This window comes from Streptococcus varani (assembly GCF_001375655.1).
Classification (GTDB): domain Bacteria; phylum Bacillota; class Bacilli; order Lactobacillales; family Streptococcaceae; genus Streptococcus; species Streptococcus varani.
In genome coordinates this window covers 1-23,993 of record NZ_CTEN01000006.1, presented here as the reverse complement: position 1 = coordinate 23,993, position 23,993 = coordinate 1, and the positions used below count along the sequence as shown (strand labels likewise).

Genomic DNA, 23,993 nt, shown 5'->3' with positions numbered 1-23,993 from the left:
ACCACTAGGAGAACTAGCAAAACTAGATACCGAGGAAACCATTGAATTACTCGACAATAAACAGTCTCAAAAACTACAAAAAAAATATGAAAGTCAGCTTAAAAGTTTAGAACGCGAAGAACCAATAAATGAGACAGATAGACAAACTTTAGAGTCAAGTATTGCTGAGTTAAAAGAATTCAAATCAACTATAGATTCTTTTGAGCTCAAATTTTTTCCCTATGAGATAAATTTAACGACAGATTCTTCTGGAAACACTACCTCAGCTGAAAAATTTGAATTCAAATCCGAACAAATGCGTATTGGTGCGATGGCTTATATAGAATCAGAATTGGGAGCACAAACAAGAACAACAAATTTTGAAGTGACTTCATACTCAGGAACATATCAAATATATGATACATCCTTTGCAACTTTCAACACTACATATATGCGTTCTCCAGCATATATAATTACCCCTATAAAAAACGAAATCTCATTTACTCTTGACCAACCAGATACAAAATTAAAAAATGTTAAAATAGAATGATTGTTGACCATAACTAAAAAGAAATTTTATGTTTAAATGTTACTATAGGAAAAGCCTTGTCAATTTCGACAAGGCTTTTTGTGTAATAATTTATTTGTAATTGAACCGTTGTAACCAACTGAGAACAAGAGCAATTATATTTCAAACCAATTATATTTTAATTTATCTAAATATGCAGTACTCCAATCCTCAAGTTTACAGGATTTCTTTTTAATTTTACTGGTTTCTTTTTGATAAGTTTCAAGTTGCTCAATATAAGACAAAGATACATTTAGTAACATTTTCTCTTTCTCCAATATATCTAAATCTAAATCCTGATTATCAATAAATATATCTAATTTACGAAGCTCTAAAAGATACTTTTGCTTTTTAACAGAGACAACATCATTTTTTATGATTTGTCTTACTCTATGTCCAAGTGAGCTCATTATAAACTCATCCTTGCCTCCTCTTTGATTTATAAGTTTTGTTAGAGCAGGAATTAAAAATTCATCCCAAAAATTATCCATATGTTTGGAAAGTTGTTTGAAAGATTTCAAGGAATAGAAAAAGCTCTTGATGTTTTCAGTAAACGATTCGTTTATTTCACAATAGATTTCATAAATCCTTAATTGCAGTAGACACTGTCTATCTTCACTTATGCGAATCTGGTCATCCACTTGTTTTTCATTACTTTCTAAAGAAAAATTAAATATAGTCCAATTCTCGGGATTAAAATTAAAATATGGATGGAAATCAATATCTGCTTTTTTCCAAAATCCCAATATTTGATTAACTTCTTGCATAAAATGATTATATTTAGTTATAAATTTATCTTGTTCCATTATATATCTATCTAAGTTCATTTGATTAAGCGTTTGTCTGTTATATCCCCTCTCAATTAACTCAGATTCAAATAACTCAAAAAAAGTTTCAGCTTTAGAATATGCCACACTATCGAGCAGTAACGTTTCAATAATATCAATTCCTTTTTTACTGTATAACATATCCATAATCATTTGTTGAAATAACAACGGTGAGAGCATTTCAAGTTCCCATTCATCTCCAAAAAGCATAGAACATTCACTGGAAAACCTCAAGTTAGTTTTTAATAAATTAATATAAGAAGGTGGTATTAAAAATGGATTTGGAGAACGACGATTGGGAAAAGCTTGATATTTATTATTCATTATTCTAGAAATTATAGCTGGATTTCCAAAATCTTCGTTTTCATCATAAGCAATATCTTCATTAGTCAAATTAAAGTATTGTTTCCTAATAGCTAGACGCTTTGAACAAATATAAAAAATTAAATCAGTTGTATTATAGTTCACACCACTCTGCCCTTATGTACTTTTTTAGTTAATTTTAACAAAAAATAGATATTTTGTACATAATAAACTTGTGATAGACTGAATAGTGTCAAATAGCGCTATAAGACAATACAAACAAAAAGGAGTTCTATAATGAACAATTTACGTCAATTTTTGAGTTTCAAACATCAAGAGTTTTTAGAAAAGAAAAAACTTTTCTTCTTAGCTGTCAAGCCGATAGCCAACGGAGATGGTGTGAAAGTAAGTGTACTTATTTTAGAAGATAAGACGACTTATCAGAATGAGAAAAATAATCTCGGTGAGCAACTTCTTGTCACAGTCGCAAATAAAACTGTAGATGATTTTATTAGTTTCAAACCTTTGCAAACTGAGTGCAAAGTGATAAATGTAGTCAAAGCCTCTATTTATGGTGATTATCAAAATCAACTGTCCATTCATGCGGATGTAGTTGCTGTAAATATTGAGGGTGAGAAGAAGTGAGAAGAGTAAGCGCTAGTTGGTCGTACCCATTTTGGGCAAGCTTATCATTTATAATTTGCTCGAGTATGTTGCTAGTTTTGATTTATAAGTATATAAATCCGATTTTTTTAAGTTGGTTTGGTAGAACTTATAATCTATACTTCTACACTCTTCTAGTTTTAGTAGGTTGCCTTTATATCTTCGGTTTATATAGACGTAATGTCTATATAAATCGTAATAAACTGAAGCAGTTCATTTTAATGAATCACTTATATGAAACAGAAAAAACTTATAATGGTAAAAAAGTAATAACTGATTCTTTAGAACTTGATTGGATTGATAATAAAGATTGTATAGTAATCCGAGCATATAAAACTGGAGATTTACTTGATGATATTGTCAGCGAAATAGGGGATAGACTTCAAGCGTTTCTTAAGTTAAAACTAATCAGAACGAAAGATGAAGCATTTCTAACTGACTATGTTTTTGAAGTCGTCTCAGATAAAAGACTATTCTTTTTTAACTCAGATGAGAAGAAGTATATCAATAATACAATGATTCAACTGACAGAAAAGATTCAATATGATGTTTCGAAAGTGAGTCATGGATTAACTGTCGGTTCAACTGGTTCTGGTAAGACTATGTTTATAAACTCTAAAATACTGGCTTATGCAAAGATGAAAGCAGATATATTCATTTGTGACCCTAAAAACGCAGATTTAAGTTTATTAAAATATGTTGAGGGCTTCCCACAATCTCACATTGGTGTATCACACGCACAAATTTGTAGAATTTTGCGATTAGTCAATGAGGAAATGGAACGACGGTATGAACAATATTTTTCGAATAAATTAGCTTTTGGGAAAACGTTTATTGATTTTGACTTATCTCCAGTTGTTATCTTTTTTGACGAAGTAACGGCATTTATGAAAACTGCTGATAAAAAAATGAGTTCAGAAGCAAAAGAATATCTCTACGCTCTGATAATGAAGGGCCGTCAAGTAGGTTGTTTTGCAGAGATAAGTATACAGAGACCGGATGCCGAATTTTTAGATGGAGCAATCCGTGACCAATTAGGATGTCGTGTTGCACTCGGGAAAATGTCAAAAGATGGCTATAGAATGATTTTCGATACGGCTGATTTTGAATATTATGATTCAGATACCATTGGTAGTGGTTATATTACAATCACCGGTCAAATTACTGAGCCAACCTATTTTGAAACTCCGTTTTTTAGTGATGATTTTGACTTTATTGAAGAATTAGAAGTTTATTATGCTGGGAACATCTTTGAAAGTGAAGAATAGGGATGCTCGGCTCGGAGAGCAAGAGCAAGTGGAACGCTCATCTTTCTTCACTTGAAAAGATATCCGCAAACAGAAGCGCGCTTCTGTTTGCTTTTACTTGATAAGCGTCAAACAATAGAGCAAAATAGGAGTTTTTATGTCTGAAATAGGTAATGAAGATATTGTAAAAGCCTATGTTTATGGTGATACGGTTGAATTGACTACTGCAAATGGTCAACAGAAACAAAAAATAAAAGTCATCAGCGGACGGCGTTATGTAAATCTTGAAACTGGTCAGATTCATGACATGGATATTTCGAATACCACACGATTTGATAATTTGAAAACGGTTAAGCAAACAATGAAGAAACTAAGGCGATTGGTTGCTCATAACTTTACTGGTGGTGTCAATCAACTTTGGATAACACTGACTTATAAAGTACATATAATAGACCCAGATATTGTTTATAAAGACTTCAAGATTTTTATTCGCCGTGTTCGTAAAATATATGGACATATTGAATATATTGCTGTGATTGAACCACAAGCAAGTGGACGGTGGCATCTGCATGTACTGATGAAAAGTGATTCACCTTTATTTATTCCGAATAGCGAATTGGCACATTTTTGGCGTAAAGGTTTTACAAAAACGAAACGTCTAAAAAGAGCGGATAAAATTGGAAATTATTTAATTGCTTATTTATCAAATCTTCAAATCAGTGATGAAGATTCAAATAGTAAAGCCACTGCCAAAGGTGCAAGACTTTATATGTATCCTAAAGGTATTCGAATTTATCGGACTAGTCGAGGGATTGAAAAACCACTAGAGCTTACTACAAAGAAAGGAGTAGTTATTGAAACTTTTAAAATTAATAGTCCACCAGATTTTTCTAGGACTACCACCCATGAAACCCACTATGGAATAAAAGAGTATACAACAGAGTTTTACGATAATATAAAAAGCCTGTCAGACACTTTTAGCGGAGAGACTGACAGACCTCAAGAGTAGTGAAAAAATCACTACTTCTATTTTAACATAGAATAGGAGTAATCCAAATGCAAGTAATTCTTCCTGATGAACAGATACATCAGATTCAGCTTTTGATTTCTGATTTAATCAAACAAGAAATTGAAAATCGTCTGAATAACAGCAACTTAGAGAGTCCATTTTTGAATAAACAGCAGACCTGTGACTATCTCGGCATTTCAAATAATACGTTAGATACTTGGATTAATAAGGGGCTGCCAATCATTCGAGTTGGAAAAACAGTTCGATTCGATAGGTTTGAACTCACTAAATGGATGCACAAACAATAGCAATTTTACCTTGGTTTGGTTATAATTAAGCCAAGGTATTTTTCTAGCTCAATTCACAAGGAGAATACTATGTCAATTACAAAAACAAAAAACGGAACTTATCGCCTTCGTGTTTATATCCCAGAAGAGGCTAAAACTTCACTGGGAATTGATAAGAAGGTGATTGAAAAACGTTTTAAATTAAGGAGCGATGCCAAAAAATATGAACTAGAGTTACAAAATAAAATCAATAGAATACTAAGCGGAGGTTCTGTTTCATCACTTGAAAAAACTGGCTCTATTCAATTCAAAGAATTTTACCAGCAAGTTTGGTGGGATTCCTATATTGCAGGACAAACAACCACAACAAATAGACCACCCTCTCAAGCAACAATTAGCGGTACTGAAATAGTGTTTAGAAAACATATCTTACCACTATTAGGAAACTACTCTATTGATTTTCTCAATCAAAACAAACAAGTGGTTTTGAATTTACTTACTCAAAAAGCTGAAGAGTATGCCAATTTCAAGGTAATCAGAAGCTATGTCAATTCTATCTTTGATTGGGCGGAGGAACTCGAATATATAGAGACCAACCGTATCTCTAAAACTATCAAGCGAATTAAAGCTACTAAGAAGATAAAATTGCAGGATGCTAAACGTGACGAGGATTTATATCTCACACAAGAAGAACTCCAAGCATGGTTCACCGCATTTGAAGAGGATTTAGAAAATGAAAAACTCTCGTTCAAAGACTATGTACTATTTTACACAACGTTTTTCTTGGGGGATAGAAAGTCTGAGAGTTATGGTCTCCAATGGAAACACATTAACCTAAAACATCAGGAAATTCAGCTAATACAGGCATTAGATAAATACAAGAATCCAAAATCTACAAAAGGAAATAAAAAGACTACTTTTGGAATTCCTGCTGAACTAACGGACTTATTAATTGCATGGAAAAAACAACAACGGTCAGAATTAGCTAAGTTCGGCATTATCCAATCTGATGAACAATATGTCTTCACCTACATCGACATGAAAGGTAACGTGAACAGCCCCCTACATGCAGATTACCTCAATAATAAGATGAAATCTGTTAAAAGGAGACACAAGGAACTGTCACACGCTACACCACACAAATTACGCCACACTGGAGCAACTCTTGCTAAGCAAGCAGGAACTTCATTAGAAGCCATTTCAGAGGCTCTCACACATAGTGATACCATCACAACTAAGACTTATGTCAACACTTCAAACGTCGTTCCAATGGCTGTTGGAGAAATTGCCTATCGCAATCTCAAAAAGTAATGGTGTGAATTTGGTGTGAAAAGTGGTGTGAATTTCGCTAAAAAACATCAAAAAAACACTCCATGGTGTGAACCATGAAGTGTTTGTAAATGCTGTATTGTAGCTGATTCTTAACGTTTTGAGAATTGTGAAGCTTTACGAGCTTTCTTGAGACCTGGTTTCTTACGCTCAACTTTACGTGAGTCACGTGTAAGGAGACCAGCGCGTTTCAATGAATCGCGGAAGTCTGGGTCTACTTGGAGAAGAGCGCGGGCGATACCGTGACGGATAGCGCCTGATTGACCACCGTATCCACCACCATTAACGTTTACGAAAACGTCATATGAACCTTGAGTTGATGTAACTGCGAAAGGTTGGTTGATAACAAGACGGAGGTCAGCGTGTGGGATGTACTCTTCTACATCTTTTTTGTTAACAGTAATTTTACCAGTACCTGGAACCAAACGAACGCGTGCAACAGCGTTTTTACGACGGCCAGTACCTGCATATTGTGCTTGTGCCATTATTTAATGCTCCTTTCTCTTAGATAAGTCCTGAGATATCAAGTACTTCTGGTTGTTGTGCAGCGTGTGTGTGCTCAGATCCAACAAATACTTTCAATTTCATGCCTTGTGCGCGTCCAAGAGTGTTGTGTGGAAGCATACCTTTAACTGATTTTTCGATCAAACGCACAGCGTTTTTAGAACGAAGCTCACCAGCAGAGATTTGTTTCAAACCACCTGGGTACATTGAGTGAGTGTAGTAGATTTTATCCGTTGCTTTTTTACCAGTTAACTTGATTTTTTCAGCATTGATAACAATTACAAAATCACCTGTATCAGTGTGTGGTGTGAAAGTTGGTTTGTTTTTTCCGCGAAGTACGCTAGCAACTACTGCAGAAAGACGACCAAGAGGTACATCAGTAGCGTCTACTACGTACCATTTGCGTTCAACTTGGCCAGTTTTAGCCATGAAAGTTGTTTTGTTCATGATTTCTCCTATACGAATTCGTAATATTTGTTTACAGGGTGGTGGGTGTTCCGTCCCACGCAAAGGTATTTGGAAGGTTCCGGGGCCTTTCAAATGGGGTAAACAATACCGTCTTCTATCATACCAAAAAAACAGGCCCACCGTCAAGCGATTCGAGCCTGTTTTTTATTTTTATTTTCTGTCAAAAGGCAGGGCCCTTAAGCTGATTTGGTGCAACTTGTGAGTAAATCGTTTTCTTGGAAAATGAACTGATTTGTAAAACAAAATCCTCATCACTCCCAGAATAGCTCATCCAAGGTCTTATCTAGAGCCTTACAAATAGCCAGACAGAGATTGATAGTTGGATTGTAGTCCCCTTTTTCTACTGCTGCGATGGTTTGTCTAGATACTCCGACCAAATCTGCTAGGGCTTGTTGTGACAAATCTTTTCCTGCACGCGCTGCTTTTAATTTGAGATTTTTCATTCCTCAACCTCGTGCTTGTCTTTCCAACTCTTATAGGCAGTTGTCAGTAAGACAAAACCAAACGTGATGATAAAGACAATTGGTACAGAATTTTTAAATGTCATATAGAGATGACCATTTTGGAAAAAATCCCCGTCCTGCCATTGATTAAGCACAATCGCTAATTGAAGCGTGGAGACTAAGAGAAACAAAACCACCATTCTTTTCTTTTTCCGAGCAGAAAAGTAGGCATCGTATAAGATACTAGAAACAGCAAAAACACCCGCAATTAGAAAGATGGTGACAACTCCGACGGAAGACAAGGACATAATCTTCATCAAACTATCTCCCTCAATAAATACAAAGATATTAAAAATTAAAGCAGCCCAAGCTGCATTTGCGTAGGATTTTTGGCGATAGAGAATCTGTCTTTCATCAAAGTCCTCATCCACTTGATGATCCGAGAAACGTTTTAAAAATATTAATACTGTGATGACCACTAAAACAAGTAAGATTTTTTGTAATAGACTAAACATAATATTCCCTCCTAACAAGAATCGTTGGTATTTCATTTTTCACCATCATCATACTCCTTCAATAGCAATTTGTCAACTATATTTTACAAAAAGTTATCTATATAACACAAAAACCATCCCAACTTGGAATGATTTTTTTCACTTAGACTAATGAAGTTCTTTTTCGATAGCTAAGACCACTATGGTATAGAGGCTAACACGGGTAGCAACAACCGGACCAAGTAGCATTATCAATAGCTAATCAACGTTTGAATATTCCTAGAGAATTTCTGACGGATTATGATTACTGAAATAAGCGACGAATGGTTCATTGAAACGAACCGATCTTGATCGGGCTGATTCTTGGTGTGTTGCCGGATTCCATAGCTTTCAAGAGAAGCTCAGCATCAGACGGGTTTCGCTACTTGTCATACACTACAACACCCAAACTAATATGAAGACCTAAAATATCACTTTCCTTTTCTTTAGTCCAATTTTCAGCCACATCAACTGTCGAATCCATCATTAATTTAAAAGCCATTATTTCTTTAAAGATTTAAATTTTTTCCAAACCGAACCCTATGACCTTCTATCAAGAAGCAAGTATAGCAGCTTGACTTCACAAATCTTTCATCAAATCTTGTAACGCTTCGTAATTGCCTTTTGTCCATGGATTCAGGCGGGGTGTATAGAGTTCTACTTGATCAACAAAGGAGTCGACCTCTTTCTTGACAGCAGAGACCCGTTTCTCCAACTCGCGGGCAGATACACGCAAAGCTCCCTGGGAGAAAACCACCCACTGCTCATTCAAGTCACTGGTCGCCACCGATACGGTCAAGCGGGAGGTGTTGAGTTCTGCACTCATCCGCTCAATATAAGAATCCGCTGTTTCCTCTTCCTCAGTGAAGATGACCGTGACATTGTATTGGTCATAACGCTGGCGCAAACCAGGCACATACTGGGCATCAAAGACACAGATGATTTCCATTTCTTCAAAAGAGGCGTAATTGGATAATTTGTTGAGCAAAATAGAGCGGGCTTCATCCAACTTCCCCTGGCGAAAGGCTTGTTTGGTAGACTGCCAAAAAGCAATCATGTTGTAGCCATCGACCAATAAAATCTTCTCTTTCATGATTGCCTTTCTTTTATCTGGACAGTTTACAATTTATTGCGAAAAACCTCGTACATGAGAACAGCAGCGGCCACACTGGCATTCAGACTTTGCACATGACCGTCCATGGGAATGGTGATCATCTCATCTACCTGTTTCTTGATATTGGTCGAGATACCCTTACCTTCATTTCCGATGATCAGAGCCAATTTACCAGATGTATTCCACTTATGAGAGGGGGTCCCGTTCATATCCGTGCCAAAAATCCAAAAACCATCTTCTTTGAGTTTGTCTAGGGTCTGGCTCAGGTTGGTCACTCGGGCAATAGGGACATGCTCCACCGCACCTGTTGAAGTTTTGGCCACGACAGGAGTCACACCAACTGCACGGTGCTTCGGAATGATGACGCCACACACCTTTGTCGCATCAGCCGTTCGCAAAATAGATCCGAGATTATGAGGGTCAGTTAAACCGTCCAAGATTAGAATGAGGGGATTGTCTTCCTGCTCTGCTTTTTCCAAAATAGCCTCAAACTCGGTATAGGCAAACTCAGAAACCCGCAGAACAAAACCTTGATGGACAGCACCGTCCGTCATATCCGACAAGGTCTTCTTTGGAGTCCATGAGATAGAAACCTTTTTGTCTGCTGCCAGGTCCTTGATTTTCTCCACATTTTTGCCACGAAGGTCATCCTGAATATAGAGTTTATTTCCTGTATTGGCCTGAATAGCCTCTGCTACCGCATGCACACCATATACAATATCTGTTGCAACTGATTTTTCTTTAATGTCTTTATTTTTCATAGTGCTATTATAGCATGAAAGAGAGGAAGTGTGGACTTTGATGGGCACTTTATGATCCAATAAATCATCCTAAGCAAGTAGGATTTCCATTTTTCTTTCTTCTAGAAAAAATATGTTACAATAGTCCCATCACTTACCGAAAAGAGTTCTCTATGCCTATTCTTGAACGGACCATTAAATTAATATTGGCCACTGTCTTGGCGATTTATTTAGCAGAGTTTCTAGGTTTGGCCTATGCCACCTCTGCTGGTATCATCGCTATCCTCAGTCTCTTAGATACCCGTAAATCTTCTCTCAAAATGGCCCAAAACCGCCTCTTCTCAACCTTTTTGGCTCTGGCCATTGCTTGGGGGATTTTTAGCCTGATAGGATTTGAGATATGGACCCTGGCACTCTATCTGCTTCTCTACGTTCCAACTGCCTATTATTTTAGGTGGGAAGCTGGTATCGCGCCTTCGACCGTCCTGGTCACCCATCTTCTTTTGGAAAAAAATACTAGTCTGGTCTTTTTAGGCAATGAAGTCGCTATTTTCTTGATTGGGGCTGGTTTAGCCTTAGTTTTTAACCTCTATATGCCCTCGCAAGAAGCAAAAATCCAAAGCTATCACCATCAAGTTAAGGATCTACTCCAACTCATTCTCCTGCGTTTCCAAGATTTCTTGCTCAAAGGGGATGGTCGCAACGAAGCCAGTCTCATCAATCAATTAGATGATTTATTGAGCCAAGCTCTTAAAGTTGTTTATCTGGACCGCCACAATCAAGTCTTTCATCAAACCAACTATCAAGTCCATTATTTTGAGATGCGTCGAGCACAAAACAAGGTTCTACGAAGAATGGCGAAACTCATCAACGCCTGCCAACTAGAAGCCAGGGAAAGCATCATCCTAGCTAGCCTCTTTGAACGGACTGCCCAGCAACTCAGTCGGGAAAATCCCGCCCTCGAATTACTAGATGATATCGCTCTTTTCCACCAGACCTTTCGGGAACGACCCCTGCCCCAGACACGTCAAGAGTTTGAAACAAGGGCAACACTCTTTCAACTCTTACAAGATATGGAAGAATTTATCCAACTTAAGGTCGATTTTTACCAAGAATATAAGGAAGAAATGTAAATAAAAGGAGCCTGAGATCAACTATCTCAAACTCCTTTTTCTTTTCCTGAAATGTGTGCAATACACCAATCGATTAAGATTTCAAGACGGTCTATTTGCTCTGTCATATGCAAGTAGCCCATGACCGCTTCAAAACCAGTTGACATCTTGTAGGTAACAATATCCGTATTCTTAGCCTTTGTATTGGAGTTGGCGTTACGACCACGCTTGTATATTTCCTGCTCTTTTTCTGTCAGAAAATTTTCTTCCAACATGAGATTGATCAGCATAGCCTGGGCCTTAGCCGATACATACTTAGTGGCTAGGCGATGCAGCTGGTTGGGTTTTGTCTGCCCTGTAAAAATCAGGTAGCGGCGGACATACATGGAGTAAACCGCATCCCCTTCAAAAGCTAAGGCAATACCATTGATCAGGTTGACATCCAACTTAGTCACGCGTCCACCTCACACCATCCTTGGTATCAAGGAGTTTGATGCCTTGAGCTGCTAATTCATCACGAATGCGGTCAGCTGTGGCAAAATCACGCGCGCTACGCGCAGCTTGACGCTCCTCAATCAACTTCTCAATATCCGCGTCCAGAACTTCTTCTTGGAAGACAATGCCAAAGACCCCTAGCACTTTAGCGAAATCAGCCTTAATTTGCTCATTGTAATTTCCTGAGTTGATCCACTTGGCCATGTCAAAGACAAGGGTAATACCATTAGCAGTATTGAAATCATCATCCATAGCACCTTCAAAATCAGATAAGAGTTCCTGCCATTTTCCTACTTCTACTTGGTCTGTGAACAGTTGATTGAAGGTGTTTTTCAGGTATTTGAGATTGGTTTGCGCGTCCTGAATGGCTTTCTCTGTGTAATTAAGAGGACGACGGTAATGTTGGGTTGCCAAGAAAAAGCGCAAGACTTGTCCATCAATCCGCTCCAACATATCGTGGGCTGTCACAAAATTCCCTAGAGATTTGGACATCTTTTCATTGTCAATGTTGAGCATAGCATTGTGCATCCAGTAGTTGGCAAAGGTACAACCTGTTTTGGCTTCTGATTGGGCGATTTCATTGGTATGATGGGGAAATTCTAAATCCGCACCACCGCCATGGATATCAATCGTTTGACCAAGGATTTCTGTCGCCATGACCGAGCACTCGATATGCCAACCTGGACGACCGGCTCCCCAAGGACTCTCCCAAGAAACTTCACCTGCTTTGGCAGATTTCCAGAGCGCAAAGTCAAAGGGATGTTCCTTGATGTCAGCTTCATTGTCCACACGGCCAGAAGCACCTACCTCTAAGTCAGCCAAGGTTTTATTGGCTAACTGGGCATAGTTCTTAGATTTTGCAACACGGAAATAAACATCCCCTGCCGCTTCATAGGCAAAACCCTTGTCAATCAAGGCTTGAACAAAATCGATAATTTCATCCATATAGTCAATCACACGAGGATTTTTACTAGCTGGTTTGACACCCAATTTTTGGACATCTTCTAAGAAAGCTGCGATGAACTTGTCCGAAAAGGCTTTTGTATCCATACCAGCCTCCGCCGCACCCTTGATAATTTTATCATCAACATCTGTAAAGTTGGAAATATAGGTCACGTCATAGCCCCGATACTCAAAATAACGGCGGATCGTATCAAAAGCTACTACACTGCGGGCATTCCCAATATGGATATAATTGTAAACCGTTGGTCCACAAACATACATCTTGACCTTGTTTTCCTCAATCGGCACAAAATCACGCAAGGTCCGGGTCATGGTATCGTAAATTTTAATCACTGCATCCTCTTTCTTTTCTAACTATCAATCTTTCTGCTAAACACCAACTCCGCAAACTGGCCAAACTGTCTGACTTGGTCCAGTTGATAAAATCTCAGGTATTCCTCTTGGGTAAAGAGCTTAATGCCTTTGCCCAGAATCACCGGAGCAATTTGGACAATGAGATGATCAAATAAATCCGCATCTAAAAGCGGAGCCACTAATGAATTGCCACCGACGACAAAAACATTCTTTGCTGGATCCAATTGACGGATGAACTCTACGACATCGCCAGAAATAGGTTGGTAGTTTTGAGCAGGGATCACCTCGTCATGGGTAAAGACATAGTTTTCCGTCGTAGCATAGAAGTCTTCCACTTCAGGCATCCCTTGAATTTCTTCAAAGGTCCGTTTGCCCATGATGGTCACATCCATCTCTTTATAAAAGTCTTCATAACCTGTATCCTCGATGGTTCCGACTTGGTGCAACCAATCAATCTTGTATTGACTATCTGCTAGATAGCCATCTAAGGTGATACAACCATAAAAGTATACTGCCATTTAGCGGTCCTTATCTTTCTGATACTGATTAACCCAGCTAGCTAGAGCTACCAATCCAAAGACTCCCCAAACGAAGGAAAAAATCCATCGACCTTGCCCGGCATAAAAGGCAGCGAGTACAATTCCTCCAAATAGTTGCAGAAGATAACCCCAGTATTTTTTTATATCAAGCATACTATCTCTCCTTTTCTTTTTGTGACATGTGCCAAAGATAACTACCTACGATAGCAGTGGCAAGACCAGTCACAAAAGCAGCCTCACTCTTTCCTTGGAAAAGGGTCGCTAGACAGGTCAAGGCTAAAAAGAGCCATACCAGACAGATAAACTTATTCTTTTCGTAAAAATCTAACATTCTTTCCCTTTACCCACTTCTCGGGCAATAGCTAGAGCCACATCAAAGAAAGTCATGACATCTGACGTGCGTTCTTCGTGGCGAGTATCCCACTCATTTTTATGGTGGTCTACGTAATCAGCCGTGTAAAAGAACTGGTAAACAGTAGCCTGTCTGAACTGAGCCCATGCCATGATGGCCGATGCTTCCATATCCACCACTGTCGCACCAGCTGCTAGGCGACGTTTGACCTTATCCGCTGTTTCCCGAAAGAAAGCATCTGTGGTCCAAGTCTTGGTCCGAATATGCTCAATACCGGCCTTTTCAAAGGCTGTTTCCATGGTTGAAAGCAGGTGTTCATCATAGGCCATTTCATCTGAAGCAGGTGCGTAATGATAGCTAGTCCCTTCATCACGCAAAGCAGAACTGGGCAAAATAATCTTATCTGCCTCAATGGATTTGTCCAAAACACCACAAGAGCCCAAAACAATAAAGTTTTTAAAGCCCATAACTTTCAATTCTTCCAGTTGGCCAACTGCCATGGGCGCACCGATTGGTGCTAACGTTACAGCCAATTTCTGTCCTTCGTTTTCCAAAATATACCAAGGATGTTTCCCATTCAAACTCTTGATATAACCACCCTCATAGACATCTCGCATCCACTTGACACGGTTGACAATTTCCCCATTGAAAGAAAAAATAAGGGTATCACAGATTTCACCAATCCCAGCAATAGCATCGCTAGCATGACTAGGCTCAATGACGGCTGGAACAGCTTCAAATTCATCTAATAACATAGGATAACTCCTTTTGCTCTTTACAAATGAGACGAATGATGGCTGCAATCCTTGAGTTTTTCCATTTTCGAAGTGTAGTAGAGGGTTTCTCTTTCTTCTTCAATCTGATGGATGACCAAATCGTCTTTCTTACCATGAATGCGGACTACTTTGGCTGGAATCCCAACCACTGTCACCTCTTCAGGTACATCCGAGACCACTACTGCTGCAGCACCGACTTTAGAGTAACGTCCTATTTCGATAGGCCCAATCACTTGGGCATGGGCAGAGATGAGAGCTCCCTCCCGTACAGTGGGATGGCGTTTCCCAGTATCTTTTCCTGTACCGCCAAGAGTAACACCATGATAAAGAAGAACTCCTTTTTCGATGACAGTGGTCTCCCCGATTACCAATCCAGCACCATGGTCAATGAAGACTCCAGCAGCTATCTCAGCACCTGGATGAATTTCAATTTGGGTCCAGAAACGCCAAAATTGACTGTGCATACGAGCCAAAAGCTTGAGATTATTTTTCCATAGGAAGTGTGAAATGCGATGCGCAGCTAAAGCCTTAACACCAGGGTAGGTCAAAAGTACCTCAGCACTGGTTCGTGCTGCTGGGTCATTTTCTTTGACGATGTTTATGGTTTCTTTCCACCAACCCATAGATTCCTCCTATTAGTGAGAAAACATCCGGGACAAGGTCGTCCTAGATGCTTCCATCTATATTACACAAAATTTTGTCTTAGACAGCTGCCTTCTAAGGTACAGATGCCATTCGCTTTTGGATCGTTAGTTGTACTCAAATGCTAGATCAACGAAATCCCTTTTAACAAAAGTTAGACTTCATTCATTTCTAAGCTAAAACGGGCTACTAAGTATTTTTAGCTGACTGATAGTCTATTTTTCTACCTTGTGGAATTTGAATTCCCCGAAAGATTTTTTATCTTTATTGTCATGCTTGTCGTGCTTGTCATACTTGTTGTGGTGCGGACGGCGTGGACGGTCAGAATGTTCTTTCTTTTCTTCTATTTCAAGACCTTCTGGACGAGGCAACAGTACTTTCATAGAAGCATCTACGCGACCTTTTTCATCAATCTTCATGACTTTAACATCGACTTCGTCCCCAATTTCAACCAGGTCTTCTACACGATTTGTCCGTGTCCATGCCATTTCAGAAATGTGAACCAAAGCATCTGTCTTTTCAAAGAGATTGACAAAGGCACCGAATTTTTCGATACGAACAACTTTGGCCTTATAGACTTCACCGACTTTAGCTTCACGCACCAAGTTTCCGATGATTTCTTTAGCACGGTTGATGGCATCTTGATCAGATGAGTAGATCGAAACATTTCCTTCGTCATCAATATCAATCTTAACGCCAGTTTCCGCGATAATTTTGTCAATTGTTTCGCCACCCTTACCGATAACCACCTTAATCTTATCCACATCAATCTTGATTGTGTCAATTTTTGGTGCAGTTGGAGCCAATTCAGGACGAGGTTCCGCAATGGTTGCTTCAATCAAGTCCAGGATTTCAAAACGAGCCTTCTTAGCTTGTGCCAAAGCTTCTTCCAAAATCTCAGGAGTGATCCCGGCAATCTTAATATCCATTTGAAGGGCTGTGATTCCCTCACGGGTACCAGCTACCTTAAAGTCCATATCGCCAAAGTGGTCTTCCAAACCTTGGATGTCTGTCAAAACAGTATAGTTTGTGCCGTCAGAAATCAGACCCATCGCAATGCCAGCTACTGGAGCTTTAATCGGCACACCACCAGCCATGAGAGCAAGCGTTCCTGCGCAGATAGAAGCCTGTGAAGAAGAACCATTTGATTCCAAGACTTCCGCTACCAAACGGATCGCATATGGGAAGTCTTCCAAACTTGGCAATACTTGCTCAAGAGCACGCTCACCTAAAGCACCGTGACCAATTTCACGACGACCTGGTGCACCATAACGACCCGTTGATCCAACAGAATATTGTGGGAAGTTATAGTGGTGCAGGAAGCGTTTTTTGTACTCATCATCCAAGCCATCGATAATTTGAGTTTCACCCATTGGTGCCAAGGTCAGAACAGAGAGAGCTTGAGTTTGCCCACGTGTGAAAAGACCTGAACCGTGTACTTGTGGCAAGAAGTCTACTTCGGCATCCAAGGCACGAATTTCATCAACCTTACGGCCATCCGGACGAACCTTGTCTTCTGTAATCAAACGGCGTACTTCTGCATGCTCCATTTGTTCCAAGATTTCAACCACATCACGCATGATACGGTCAAATTCTTCGTGGTCGGCATATCGCTCTTCGTAAGTTGCTTTCACCGCATCACGAACTGCATTGGTCGCATCTTCACGCGCCAATTTTTCTTCGACTTGGACAGCTTTTTGCAAATCGCCATTGTAAGCTGCGACGATTTCGGCCTGCAATTCCGGATCGACCTGAAGAAGCTCCACTTGAGCCTTTTCTTTACCAACTGCTGCGACGATTTGGTTTTGGAAATCCAAGAGCTCTTGAATAGCCGCATGTCCTTTGAGCAAAGCTTCCAAGAGGATCTCTTCTGACAATTCTTTGGCTCCAGATTCAACCATGTTGATGGCATCCTTATTACCAGCTACAATCAAATCAAGGTGGGAAGCTTCTTGCTGGGCTTGGTCAGGGTTGATGATCAGCTCACCATCCACATAACCTACTTGAACACCAGCGATAGGGCCTTCAAATGGAATGTCAGAAATAGCCAGGGCCAATGAGCTACCAAACATAGCTGCCATTGGGGCAGAGGCATTTTCATCGTAAGAAAGCACTGTGTTGATGACTTGAACTTCATTACGGAAGCCTTCCGCAAACATGGGACGAATCGGACGGTCAATGAGACGGGCTGTTAAAGTCGCGTCTGTTGAAGGACGACCTTCACGCTTGTGGAAACCACCTGGGAATTTACCCGCAGCATACATTTTTTCTTCGTAATTGACTTGCAAAGGGAAGAAGTCACCCGTTGCCATCTTTTTAGACATGGTAGCTGCCGTAAGGACCGTTGAGTCCCCATAACGTACGACAACAGCTCCATTGGCTTGCTTGGCAACTTGACCAGTTTCAACAACCAGTCTTTTGCCAGCGAAAATCGTTTCAAAAACTTGTTTTGACATGAATAGTTCTCCTGAAATATTAGTTTACGTGTTTTCTACAAAGATCAACCCAAGCTGTCTTGAACTCATCTTTGCACAAAACCACGTATCCTTATTATTTTATCATATTTTAGGCAGAAAGAAAGGCTGAAAAGTTGATTTTCACGCCGTACGCATGAAAAGTTTCCCTTAACCTTTTTGTGCCTAGAAACGATTTTTAAGAAGGTAGACAGTTCGTTTGATCATTAATTGGTCTCTACTTTCCAAATAACTGTGGTAAATAATCGTCCAAATGGACAGAAATATAGCGTTGTTTTCTACGATAACTCAGGTCCTTCTTAGGAAATTGAATAACCTTCAAGAAATAAAGACACAATTTTCGAATGGCGTTTAGATTGAAGGCTGCTCGCTTGTCTAAGGTCTGGTTGTGGTCTTCTCGGTAAACAACATCTAGTAACCAGTGCATGCTTTCTACTGACCAATGTCCTCTTACACAAGAGGCAAATGTTTCAACATCCTTTTTAGAACTGATAATAAAGTAACGAACTTCCTCTGTCAGCACACCATCCCTGTCAATAGTATTCTTAGTCATACCAATACCACTCAGTTTCTGCCAATGAGGATGCCTGTCTGACAACCATTTGACATCGTAAGAGACCCAGTATTCTCGAATTTCAATTTGACTCCGAGCTTTCTCCACCGTTTGGTAGTGTTGCCTCTTCTTCATCAGTCTTTCAAGCAATTGGACATCACTAAAATAGAGGGAGATGTCCTCAAATAAAGTCCCCTGATTCCCTTTGACCGCAAGGCAGTAGTTCCCCTTACCTTTGATAATCTCATCTACAATTTCTGTCTGAGTCCCCATAGCATCAATCGTGACAATCCCTTTTCGAATATCAATCATCCTTAGAAGGCGGGGAATCGCCGTGATCTCATTACTCTTCTCCTCAACCACAACCTGCCCTATACTAATCTGATGAGAGCCATCACCTGCCCTATACTAATCTGATGAGAGCCATCATAAGCCGTTACGATGTGATTAGGCTGTTGGTGCTTATTGCCGTTTCCTCGCATGGTTTTACCATCAATAGCTATTAATCGCTCTACGGATAGACAATCGGCAGATTGTTCAAACTCAACTTTTAGGTCGCTCAAAAATTGTGGATTAACCATACTCATAACTCGTTCTAAAGTGTCATGAGATGGACAGCCAACACTTAAATCCACATAGTCTCCTAAAAGTCCCTCATTCATTTCAATAAAATCTTCCATCTCCTTCCAGGTTTCAATACCAGCCAGTTGGCAAACGAAGACTAGAAATAGGATAGTGGATAAAGGGTAACGAATTTTCCAGCACTGACGTCCATCTAATTCATCACTATGCGCATCAATAGAAACAATAAAATCAATCATACTAGTCACCTCTATATCTAGTGTACTACTTTGATTGATTTTGTCATTATGTTTTTCGATTTCTGAAAACGAAATTTTCTTCATGCGTTTGGCGTGGTTGATTTTGACAAGAAATCTTGGCTATGGTAGACTAGAAAAAATTTTAGGAGGAAAAGCATGGACAAACTGACTTTAGTTGTGCCCAATATGGACTGGGAAAAGGAAATTTTGGCTTACAAGGAAGCTTTTCCCGACCAGCACTTATATGGTGGTTCCCGACTACAAGAGACACCCTCTCTTACCGACTGGCTCTTACATCTGGAGAAAACCTCCTCCTATCTAACTGTGGAGGAGGGGCGTTCCCCGTCTACTACTTTTCTCTGCATTCGAGAGAGTGACCAAACTATGATCGGCGTCTGCAATATCCGCCATGATCTCAAGCAAGATTTCCTCATGAACATCGCTGGCCATATCGGCTATTCTATCCACCCTAGTGAGCGACAAAAAGGCTATGCGACAGAGCAACTCCGCCTGGCTCTCTTGGAAGCAAAAAAATTGGGGATTGACCGTATTCTCGTCACTGCAGCTGATTGGAATCTTGCATCACAGAAAACCATCTTAGCCAATGGTGGCATTCTCGAAAATACCTATTATGATGAAAACGATAAGGAAACGATGTTGCGTTACTGGATTGACAACAACTAAGCCGAGCTGATCAATTGTCAACTCGGTTTTTCTTTTTTAAGAGAAAACATATCTAAAGGAATTCTACCAAAATATCCTGTTCATTCTCAAAGACTATAAACTTTGCCTTAGTTTTAGGGCTTTGAACCCACCAAAAAAAACACTTCCTTTTTCAGAAAGTGTTAGAAAATCATATATTAGTCAACATACATATCACTATTGCGGTTGAGCCAACTGTAAAGAAGCCCAATCACTAGACCACCACCCACATAATTCCCAAGACCTGAGAAGAGGAAGTTAGACAGTACTGACAAGAAGTTCATACCTTCTACCGGTCCACCGTTGACGAAAAAGGCTAATGAGAAAGAGACAAAGTTGGCGATAACGTGTTCAAATCCAAGGAAGGCAAAGATAAAGATAATGAAGACCATGGAGAAGACTTTACCAGCATCATCTTTCATCCGAAGCGTACAGAAAACAGCTGTATTAACAACAATATTGGCAAAAATTCCTTCGACAAACTGAGTCCACGGTGTCTTCGCGAGTTTTGCAGAAACGGCCTCAAAAAGATAATTATCCGCTGGTAGGTGATTAAAAGCATTGGTCTGTGCCATAAACCAAGAAAAGAAAACAGCCCCAACAAAGTTAAAGAAAATACAGATGGCTAGAATTTTAGCAGCTGTCAAAAAACGTAGTTTGTTGTTATAGACAGCACTGGTCATGTACATCATGTTAGAGGTGCCCAACTCTGCATTCATGTAAACAATCATGACCAAGGACCAGCTAAACATAAAGGCATAAAATAGTTTTCCTGCGTGGGGAACGATCGCATCTACGTACATGGAAATATAAAAAGCAATTCCTGTCCCTAAAGTCAAGAACATCGTCGCTAACATAGCACGTACAGCATATTTTTTATAACTGTTACGAGAAAGATTTTCCTTTTTTTCGATTGAATGGGCCAAACTTTCAATCAGGGCGCTGTTTGAAGCCTTAATTTTCATCTTATTTTACTCCTAAAATCCATAATTCATGGTATTATATCATATTTTTGAAAAAATTGAAGCAAATTTCAAAAACAATTTCAAAAGCAATTTCAAAAGCAGAAAACTGCTCTCCAAAAAAAGAGAGGCAGCTTTTATCTGACATTCACAAATCGTTAATTCTTTCTACCAAAGAAAAATTCTACAACAGCTATCACAATGATAGCACCGACAATCGAGGGAATCAATGCCATATCAGCAAGAGTCGGTCCCCAACTGCCTAACAAAGCTTGACCAATGGAGGAGCCAATCAGACCTGCAAATATTTTGAAAAAGCAGCCCATATTTTCTCCACGACTGGTGATAGCACCCGCTACTGCACCAATCAAGAGACCAACAAGCATAGACCAAATCATATTTTCCACCTCCTTTTTATGAGTATACCATACATCATTCGTTTTTTACAGTTGTCTCCATCTTAATCCGCATTTTCTTCAAAATCAAGCTGAGCACGATCGTTAAAATAATTGCGATAGGAGAAATAAGCAGCGATGACAGCTCCCAAACTGGTCGCTGATAAGAGCATGAACATGACCATAATCTGGTATTTGATAGCAAAAATAGGATTGACACCAGCAAAAATCAGTCCGGACATCATACCAGGTAGACTGACTAAACCGACAGTCTTAGCTGAATTGATGGTTGGTTGCATGGCGGTCCGGATGGATTGACGAACAATGGAGGCTGCAGCCAAGTTGACAGGAGCTCCCAAAGCTAATTTTTCCAAAACTTGCTGACGCTGATCGCGAAAAAGACTGTTCATCTCGCGGTAAGAAAGACCAATTGCAACCATACTATTGCTAGCAATCATACCAGTGATGGGGATGAGCTGAGAGGGGATAAATTTAATCGCTCCGGATAAAACTAAAACAGTCAGCGTCAAGCTGGTCGCTAGGAAAATAGCTAAAAAAGATTGGATAAACTTCTTCTTGCCATTTGGATTGCGCTTGTTGGCCTGACGACTGGCGTTGTAAATAATGATCATGACCATGGCTAAGGTCAAGATGACATGGTTCAAATCAAAAATATAATAAAGCAGGTAACCCACTACAGTCAATTGAATGACTGTGCGAATAACACTACCGATAATATCCTTGGTTAAACCAAGTTTTTGTTTGCTCGAGATAGTAATGGCCACAAAGACTAAACTTAAAGCAAGCGCCAAGGACCAATAGGAAACATCCACACTATTCATGCTCTAATCTCCCTTCAACAATTCTGATGAGATTCTTGGCCTGTTCCAACTCACTGGCATCATGGGTTACTTCAACCAAGGTCACTCCCTCTTGATTCAATTCTTTTAGAAAAGCACGTAATAAGCTCTTTGTTTTTTCATCCAAACCAGAACTAACCTCATCTAAGAGGAGCACTTGAGGTTCAAAGAGGAGGTTACGAACCAAGGCAACCCTCTGCTTTTCGCCACCAGATAAGTCCTTAATCGGTTTATCTAAAAACTCCGGACCCAAATTAAGCCGACTGAGAGCTTTCAAAACCTTATCTTGATCAAAAGCCAACTCTCTAATTTCAAAAGGAAAGACCATATTATCCCTTACGCTTTGTCCAAAAAGAACAGGCTGTTGGAAACAATAGGAAACCTGTCTACGATAAGGGATTGGATCTAGTTTAAGAACATCCTGCCCTTGAAAAAGCAAAGTCCCGTGATTGTGAGAAACAAGACCAGATAAAACCCTCAGTAAACTACTTTTACCAGAACCCGATGGCCCTGTAATGGTCAAGTGAGCGCCTTTTTCAATAGTGAGATTAATATTATCTAAAATTTTCTTATCAGGGCTGGATAAACCCACATTTTTCAATTCAAATTCTTTCATAAAATGATTATAACATGTAGAAAGAGGAAAGCAAAATGATTAGAACTATTATAATTAAGAAGTAAAATAGACTCTTGTACCCTTATCTATCCCTTCTAAAACAAACCCTAGACTTAAGTCCGCTGAAAAAGAAACCATGAAGTCTAGTAAAAGACTGTCACATTATCTGCAAACAATTGCGTCTATGTTCTGTTGCGTCTTACAGACCGACAGTCTCTAAGAGACAAAAAAACTCCCTAGAAATCTAGAGAGTAGCATTTTTTTCAGTCAACATCGCTGTAGGCAAGGCAGTTACATTTTGATGAATCTTGGGATGAAAAAAGCACCTCACTAGAGTGAAGCACCTTAACTATTTTAGCCAGTAAAACTGCGTTAGACAAGGAAGGGAAGCTGTAGAGTAGACTTCCTATTTGCCATTTATGTTCTGTTGCAACTTTGAGACAAAAAAACTCCCTAGAAATCTAGAGAGCAGCAATTTTTTCAGATAAAATCGCTTTAGACAAGGCAGTTACATTTTGATGAATCTTGGGATTAAAAAAAGAACCTCACTAGAGTGAAGTACTTTAATTATTTTAGCCAGTAAAACTGTGTTAGACAAGGAAGGAGAGCTGTAGATTAGACTGGAGTCTATCAAAGCGACCTGAGGCCGTATCACACAGTTTTAATGCTAAAATTAACGACGAAGACCAAGAGATTGGATCAAATCACGGTAACGGTTAACGTCTGTCTTACGCAAGTAAGCCAAGAGGTTACGACGGCGACCGATTTTCTTCATCAAACCACGGTAAGTAGCGTGGTCTTTTTTGTGTTCTTTGATATGGCCGTTGAGGTGGTTGATTTCCCAAGTAAGGACAGCAACTTGCACTTCTACTGAACCAGTATCACCTTCATGACGCGCATATTGTGCCATGATTTCATTTTTTTTCTCTTTTGAGATTGCCATGAGTATTTCTCCTTTGTATTTGAGCTGAATCCGAGTGGCAGGTTGGCATATCCTGTAACCAAGACTCGCTAGATCGTCCATTGGACTCCTACTAGTATATCAATCTTTGTTCACTTTGTCAACTACTTGGAGTCAAAACCACCCGTGAAAACGGGTGGCTTGTACACCGGCTATAAGCCGTTAGACTCCAGCAGCATCTAAAGACGCTCGCTGAACTTACGTTCAGGTTATGCTTTGATTACTTGACTAATGAGGCTGGGCAAAAAGTAGCTTCAAATAAAACCACACAGAGATTTCAGTCTTGAAAACAATCAAGATGAAAAAATCACTGTGTGGTTTTTGAGTATTTGAATTTTTAGGGTCGAGATTCTTAGTCAATTTTGTTAGATTCATGCTCATGAATAGGAAGCCGATCTCACG

General features: G+C 39.5%; 28 protein-coding genes and 2 pseudogenes. 8 read left to right on the top strand and 22 right to left on the bottom strand.

Going from position 1 to position 23,993, the window contains the following annotated elements; genetic code table 11:
- The first annotated feature begins 295 nt into the window (after positions 1-295).
- On the top strand, positions 296-529 hold the full coding sequence (locus BN1356_RS12675) for a hypothetical protein (RefSeq protein WP_176694279.1): 234 nt from the start codon (positions 296-298) through the stop codon (positions 527-529).
- A gap of 134 nt (positions 530-663) precedes the next feature.
- Here BN1356_RS12675 and BN1356_RS11365 read toward each other — a convergent pair whose 3' ends face one another.
- Positions 664-1,767, bottom strand: a complete 1,104-nt coding sequence (locus tag BN1356_RS11365; protein WP_093651501.1) for a hypothetical protein — start codon at positions 1,765-1,767, stop codon at positions 664-666.
- Between the two features lie 207 nt (positions 1,768-1,974).
- On the opposite strand from BN1356_RS11365, the gene BN1356_RS11360 reads away from it, so the two are divergent.
- The 5 genes from BN1356_RS11360 (at position 1,975) to BN1356_RS11340 (ending at position 6,194) form a co-directional block, all read left to right on the top strand.
- On the top strand, positions 1,975-2,322 hold the full coding sequence (locus BN1356_RS11360; RefSeq protein WP_245620347.1) for a hypothetical protein: 348 nt from the start codon (positions 1,975-1,977) through the stop codon (positions 2,320-2,322).
- Between the two features lie 239 nt (positions 2,323-2,561).
- Positions 2,562-3,608, top strand: coding sequence for an FtsK/SpoIIIE domain-containing protein (locus BN1356_RS11355; protein WP_245620346.1), 1,047 nt, complete (start codon positions 2,562-2,564; stop codon positions 3,606-3,608).
- Between the two features lie 136 nt (positions 3,609-3,744).
- The gene (locus BN1356_RS11350; RefSeq protein WP_093651498.1) at positions 3,745-4,596 is read left to right on the top strand and encodes a rolling circle replication-associated protein; all 852 of its coding nucleotides are present in this window, start codon (positions 3,745-3,747) and stop codon (positions 4,594-4,596) included.
- Positions 4,597-4,643: 47 nt separating this feature from the next.
- The gene (locus BN1356_RS11345; protein WP_093651497.1) at positions 4,644-4,904 is read left to right on the top strand and encodes a helix-turn-helix domain-containing protein; all 261 of its coding nucleotides are present in this window, start codon (positions 4,644-4,646) and stop codon (positions 4,902-4,904) included.
- A 69-nt stretch (positions 4,905-4,973) separates the two neighbouring features.
- Positions 4,974-6,194 carry a site-specific integrase gene (locus BN1356_RS11340; protein ID WP_093651496.1) on the top strand — a complete coding sequence of 407 codons (1,221 nt, stop codon included), beginning with the start codon at positions 4,974-4,976 and terminating at the stop codon, positions 6,192-6,194.
- 110 nt (positions 6,195-6,304) lie between these two features.
- Here BN1356_RS11340 and rpsI read toward each other — a convergent pair whose 3' ends face one another.
- The 6 genes from rpsI to rlmB form a co-directional block, all read right to left on the bottom strand.
- Positions 6,305-6,697, bottom strand: coding sequence for a 30S ribosomal protein S9 (gene rpsI, locus BN1356_RS11335; protein ID WP_093651495.1), 393 nt, complete (start codon positions 6,695-6,697; stop codon positions 6,305-6,307).
- 19 nt (positions 6,698-6,716) lie between these two features.
- The gene (gene rplM, locus BN1356_RS11330; RefSeq protein WP_093651494.1) at positions 6,717-7,163 is read right to left on the bottom strand and encodes a 50S ribosomal protein L13; all 447 of its coding nucleotides are present in this window, start codon (positions 7,161-7,163) and stop codon (positions 6,717-6,719) included.
- 272 nt (positions 7,164-7,435) lie between these two features.
- Complete coding sequence (locus BN1356_RS11325; protein WP_093651493.1) at positions 7,436-7,627, bottom strand: helix-turn-helix transcriptional regulator; 192 nt, start codon at positions 7,625-7,627, stop codon at positions 7,436-7,438.
- Positions 7,624-8,142 carry a hypothetical protein gene (locus tag BN1356_RS11320; protein ID WP_093651492.1) on the bottom strand — a complete coding sequence of 173 codons (519 nt, stop codon included), beginning with the start codon at positions 8,140-8,142 and terminating at the stop codon, positions 7,624-7,626. Before BN1356_RS11320 ends, BN1356_RS11325 begins: the two co-directional genes overlap by 4 nt.
- Positions 8,143-8,740: 598 nt before the next feature.
- Complete coding sequence (locus tag BN1356_RS11315) at positions 8,741-9,253, bottom strand: NYN domain-containing protein (protein ID WP_093651491.1); 513 nt, start codon at positions 9,251-9,253, stop codon at positions 8,741-8,743.
- Positions 9,254-9,279: 26 nt separating this feature from the next.
- A complete protein-coding gene (gene rlmB, locus BN1356_RS11310) occupies positions 9,280-10,035 on the bottom strand; it encodes a 23S rRNA (guanosine(2251)-2'-O)-methyltransferase RlmB (protein WP_093651490.1) in 756 nt (251 codons plus the stop codon).
- A 152-nt stretch (positions 10,036-10,187) separates the two neighbouring features.
- On the opposite strand from rlmB, the gene BN1356_RS11305 reads away from it, so the two are divergent.
- The gene (locus BN1356_RS11305) at positions 10,188-11,147 is read left to right on the top strand and encodes an aromatic acid exporter family protein (RefSeq protein WP_093651489.1); all 960 of its coding nucleotides are present in this window, start codon (positions 10,188-10,190) and stop codon (positions 11,145-11,147) included.
- Positions 11,148-11,173: 26 nt separating this feature from the next.
- Here BN1356_RS11305 and BN1356_RS11300 read toward each other — a convergent pair whose 3' ends face one another.
- The 9 genes and pseudogenes from BN1356_RS11300 to BN1356_RS11270 all read right to left on the bottom strand — a co-directional run bounded on the left by BN1356_RS11300 (position 11,174) and on the right by BN1356_RS11270 (position 19,095).
- Positions 11,174-11,581 (bottom strand): Mini-ribonuclease 3, encoded by a 408-nt coding sequence (locus BN1356_RS11300; protein WP_093651488.1) that lies wholly within the window; start codon positions 11,579-11,581, stop codon positions 11,174-11,176.
- Positions 11,574-12,917, bottom strand: coding sequence for a cysteine--tRNA ligase (cysS, locus tag BN1356_RS11295; protein WP_093651487.1), 1,344 nt, complete (start codon positions 12,915-12,917; stop codon positions 11,574-11,576). The genes BN1356_RS11300 and cysS overlap by 8 nt, the downstream gene beginning before the upstream one ends.
- Positions 12,918-12,934: 17 nt before the next feature.
- Positions 12,935-13,456: a dihydrofolate reductase family protein gene (locus tag BN1356_RS11290; protein WP_093651486.1), complete on the bottom strand. Its 522-nt coding sequence runs from the start codon at positions 13,454-13,456 to the stop codon at positions 12,935-12,937.
- Positions 13,457-13,630, bottom strand: a complete 174-nt coding sequence (locus tag BN1356_RS12670; RefSeq protein WP_176694278.1) for a hypothetical protein — start codon at positions 13,628-13,630, stop codon at positions 13,457-13,459. It lies immediately after the preceding gene.
- Between the two features lies 1 nt (position 13,631).
- Positions 13,632-13,808, bottom strand: a complete 177-nt coding sequence (locus BN1356_RS12665) for a hypothetical protein (RefSeq protein WP_176694277.1) — start codon at positions 13,806-13,808, stop codon at positions 13,632-13,634.
- Entirely contained in the window at positions 13,802-14,584 is a 783-nt protein-coding gene (locus tag BN1356_RS11285; RefSeq protein WP_093651485.1) for a nucleoside phosphorylase, read from the bottom strand. The genes BN1356_RS12665 and BN1356_RS11285 overlap by 7 nt, the downstream gene beginning before the upstream one ends.
- A gap of 20 nt (positions 14,585-14,604) precedes the next feature.
- Entirely contained in the window at positions 14,605-15,228 is a 624-nt protein-coding gene (cysE, locus tag BN1356_RS11280) for a serine O-acetyltransferase (RefSeq protein WP_093651484.1), read from the bottom strand.
- A 234-nt stretch (positions 15,229-15,462) separates the two neighbouring features.
- A complete protein-coding gene (gene pnp / locus BN1356_RS11275; RefSeq protein WP_093651483.1) occupies positions 15,463-17,703 on the bottom strand; it encodes a polyribonucleotide nucleotidyltransferase in 2,241 nt (746 codons plus the stop codon).
- Positions 17,704-17,938: 235 nt separating this feature from the next.
- A pseudogene (locus BN1356_RS11270) lies at positions 17,939-19,095 on the bottom strand (ISAs1 family transposase).
- A gap of 156 nt (positions 19,096-19,251) precedes the next feature.
- On the opposite strand from BN1356_RS11270, the gene BN1356_RS11265 reads away from it, so the two are divergent.
- Complete coding sequence (locus BN1356_RS11265; protein ID WP_093651482.1) at positions 19,252-19,779, top strand: GNAT family N-acetyltransferase; 528 nt, start codon at positions 19,252-19,254, stop codon at positions 19,777-19,779.
- Between the two features lie 176 nt (positions 19,780-19,955).
- On the opposite strand, the gene BN1356_RS11260 is transcribed toward BN1356_RS11265, so the two are convergent.
- The 6 genes and pseudogenes from BN1356_RS11260 to BN1356_RS12935 form a co-directional block, all read right to left on the bottom strand.
- Positions 19,956-20,756 (bottom strand): formate/nitrite transporter family protein, encoded by an 801-nt coding sequence (locus BN1356_RS11260; protein WP_093651534.1) that lies wholly within the window; start codon positions 20,754-20,756, stop codon positions 19,956-19,958.
- A gap of 161 nt (positions 20,757-20,917) precedes the next feature.
- Positions 20,918-21,157, bottom strand: a complete 240-nt coding sequence (locus BN1356_RS11255) for a GlsB/YeaQ/YmgE family stress response membrane protein (RefSeq protein WP_093651481.1) — start codon at positions 21,155-21,157, stop codon at positions 20,918-20,920.
- Positions 21,158-21,219: 62 nt separating this feature from the next.
- Positions 21,220-21,996, bottom strand: a complete 777-nt coding sequence (locus BN1356_RS11250; protein WP_093651480.1) for an ABC transporter permease — start codon at positions 21,994-21,996, stop codon at positions 21,220-21,222.
- Positions 21,989-22,630, bottom strand: a complete 642-nt coding sequence (locus tag BN1356_RS11245; RefSeq protein ID WP_093651479.1) for an ABC transporter ATP-binding protein — start codon at positions 22,628-22,630, stop codon at positions 21,989-21,991. The genes BN1356_RS11250 and BN1356_RS11245 overlap by 8 nt, the downstream gene beginning before the upstream one ends.
- 673 nt (positions 22,631-23,303) lie before the next feature.
- Positions 23,304-23,573, bottom strand: a complete 270-nt coding sequence (rpsO, locus tag BN1356_RS11240; RefSeq protein WP_093651478.1) for a 30S ribosomal protein S15 — start codon at positions 23,571-23,573, stop codon at positions 23,304-23,306.
- A 238-nt stretch (positions 23,574-23,811) separates the two neighbouring features.
- Positions 23,812-23,993 (bottom strand): annotated as a pseudogene (locus BN1356_RS12935) (IS5/IS1182 family transposase); the annotation flags it as partial.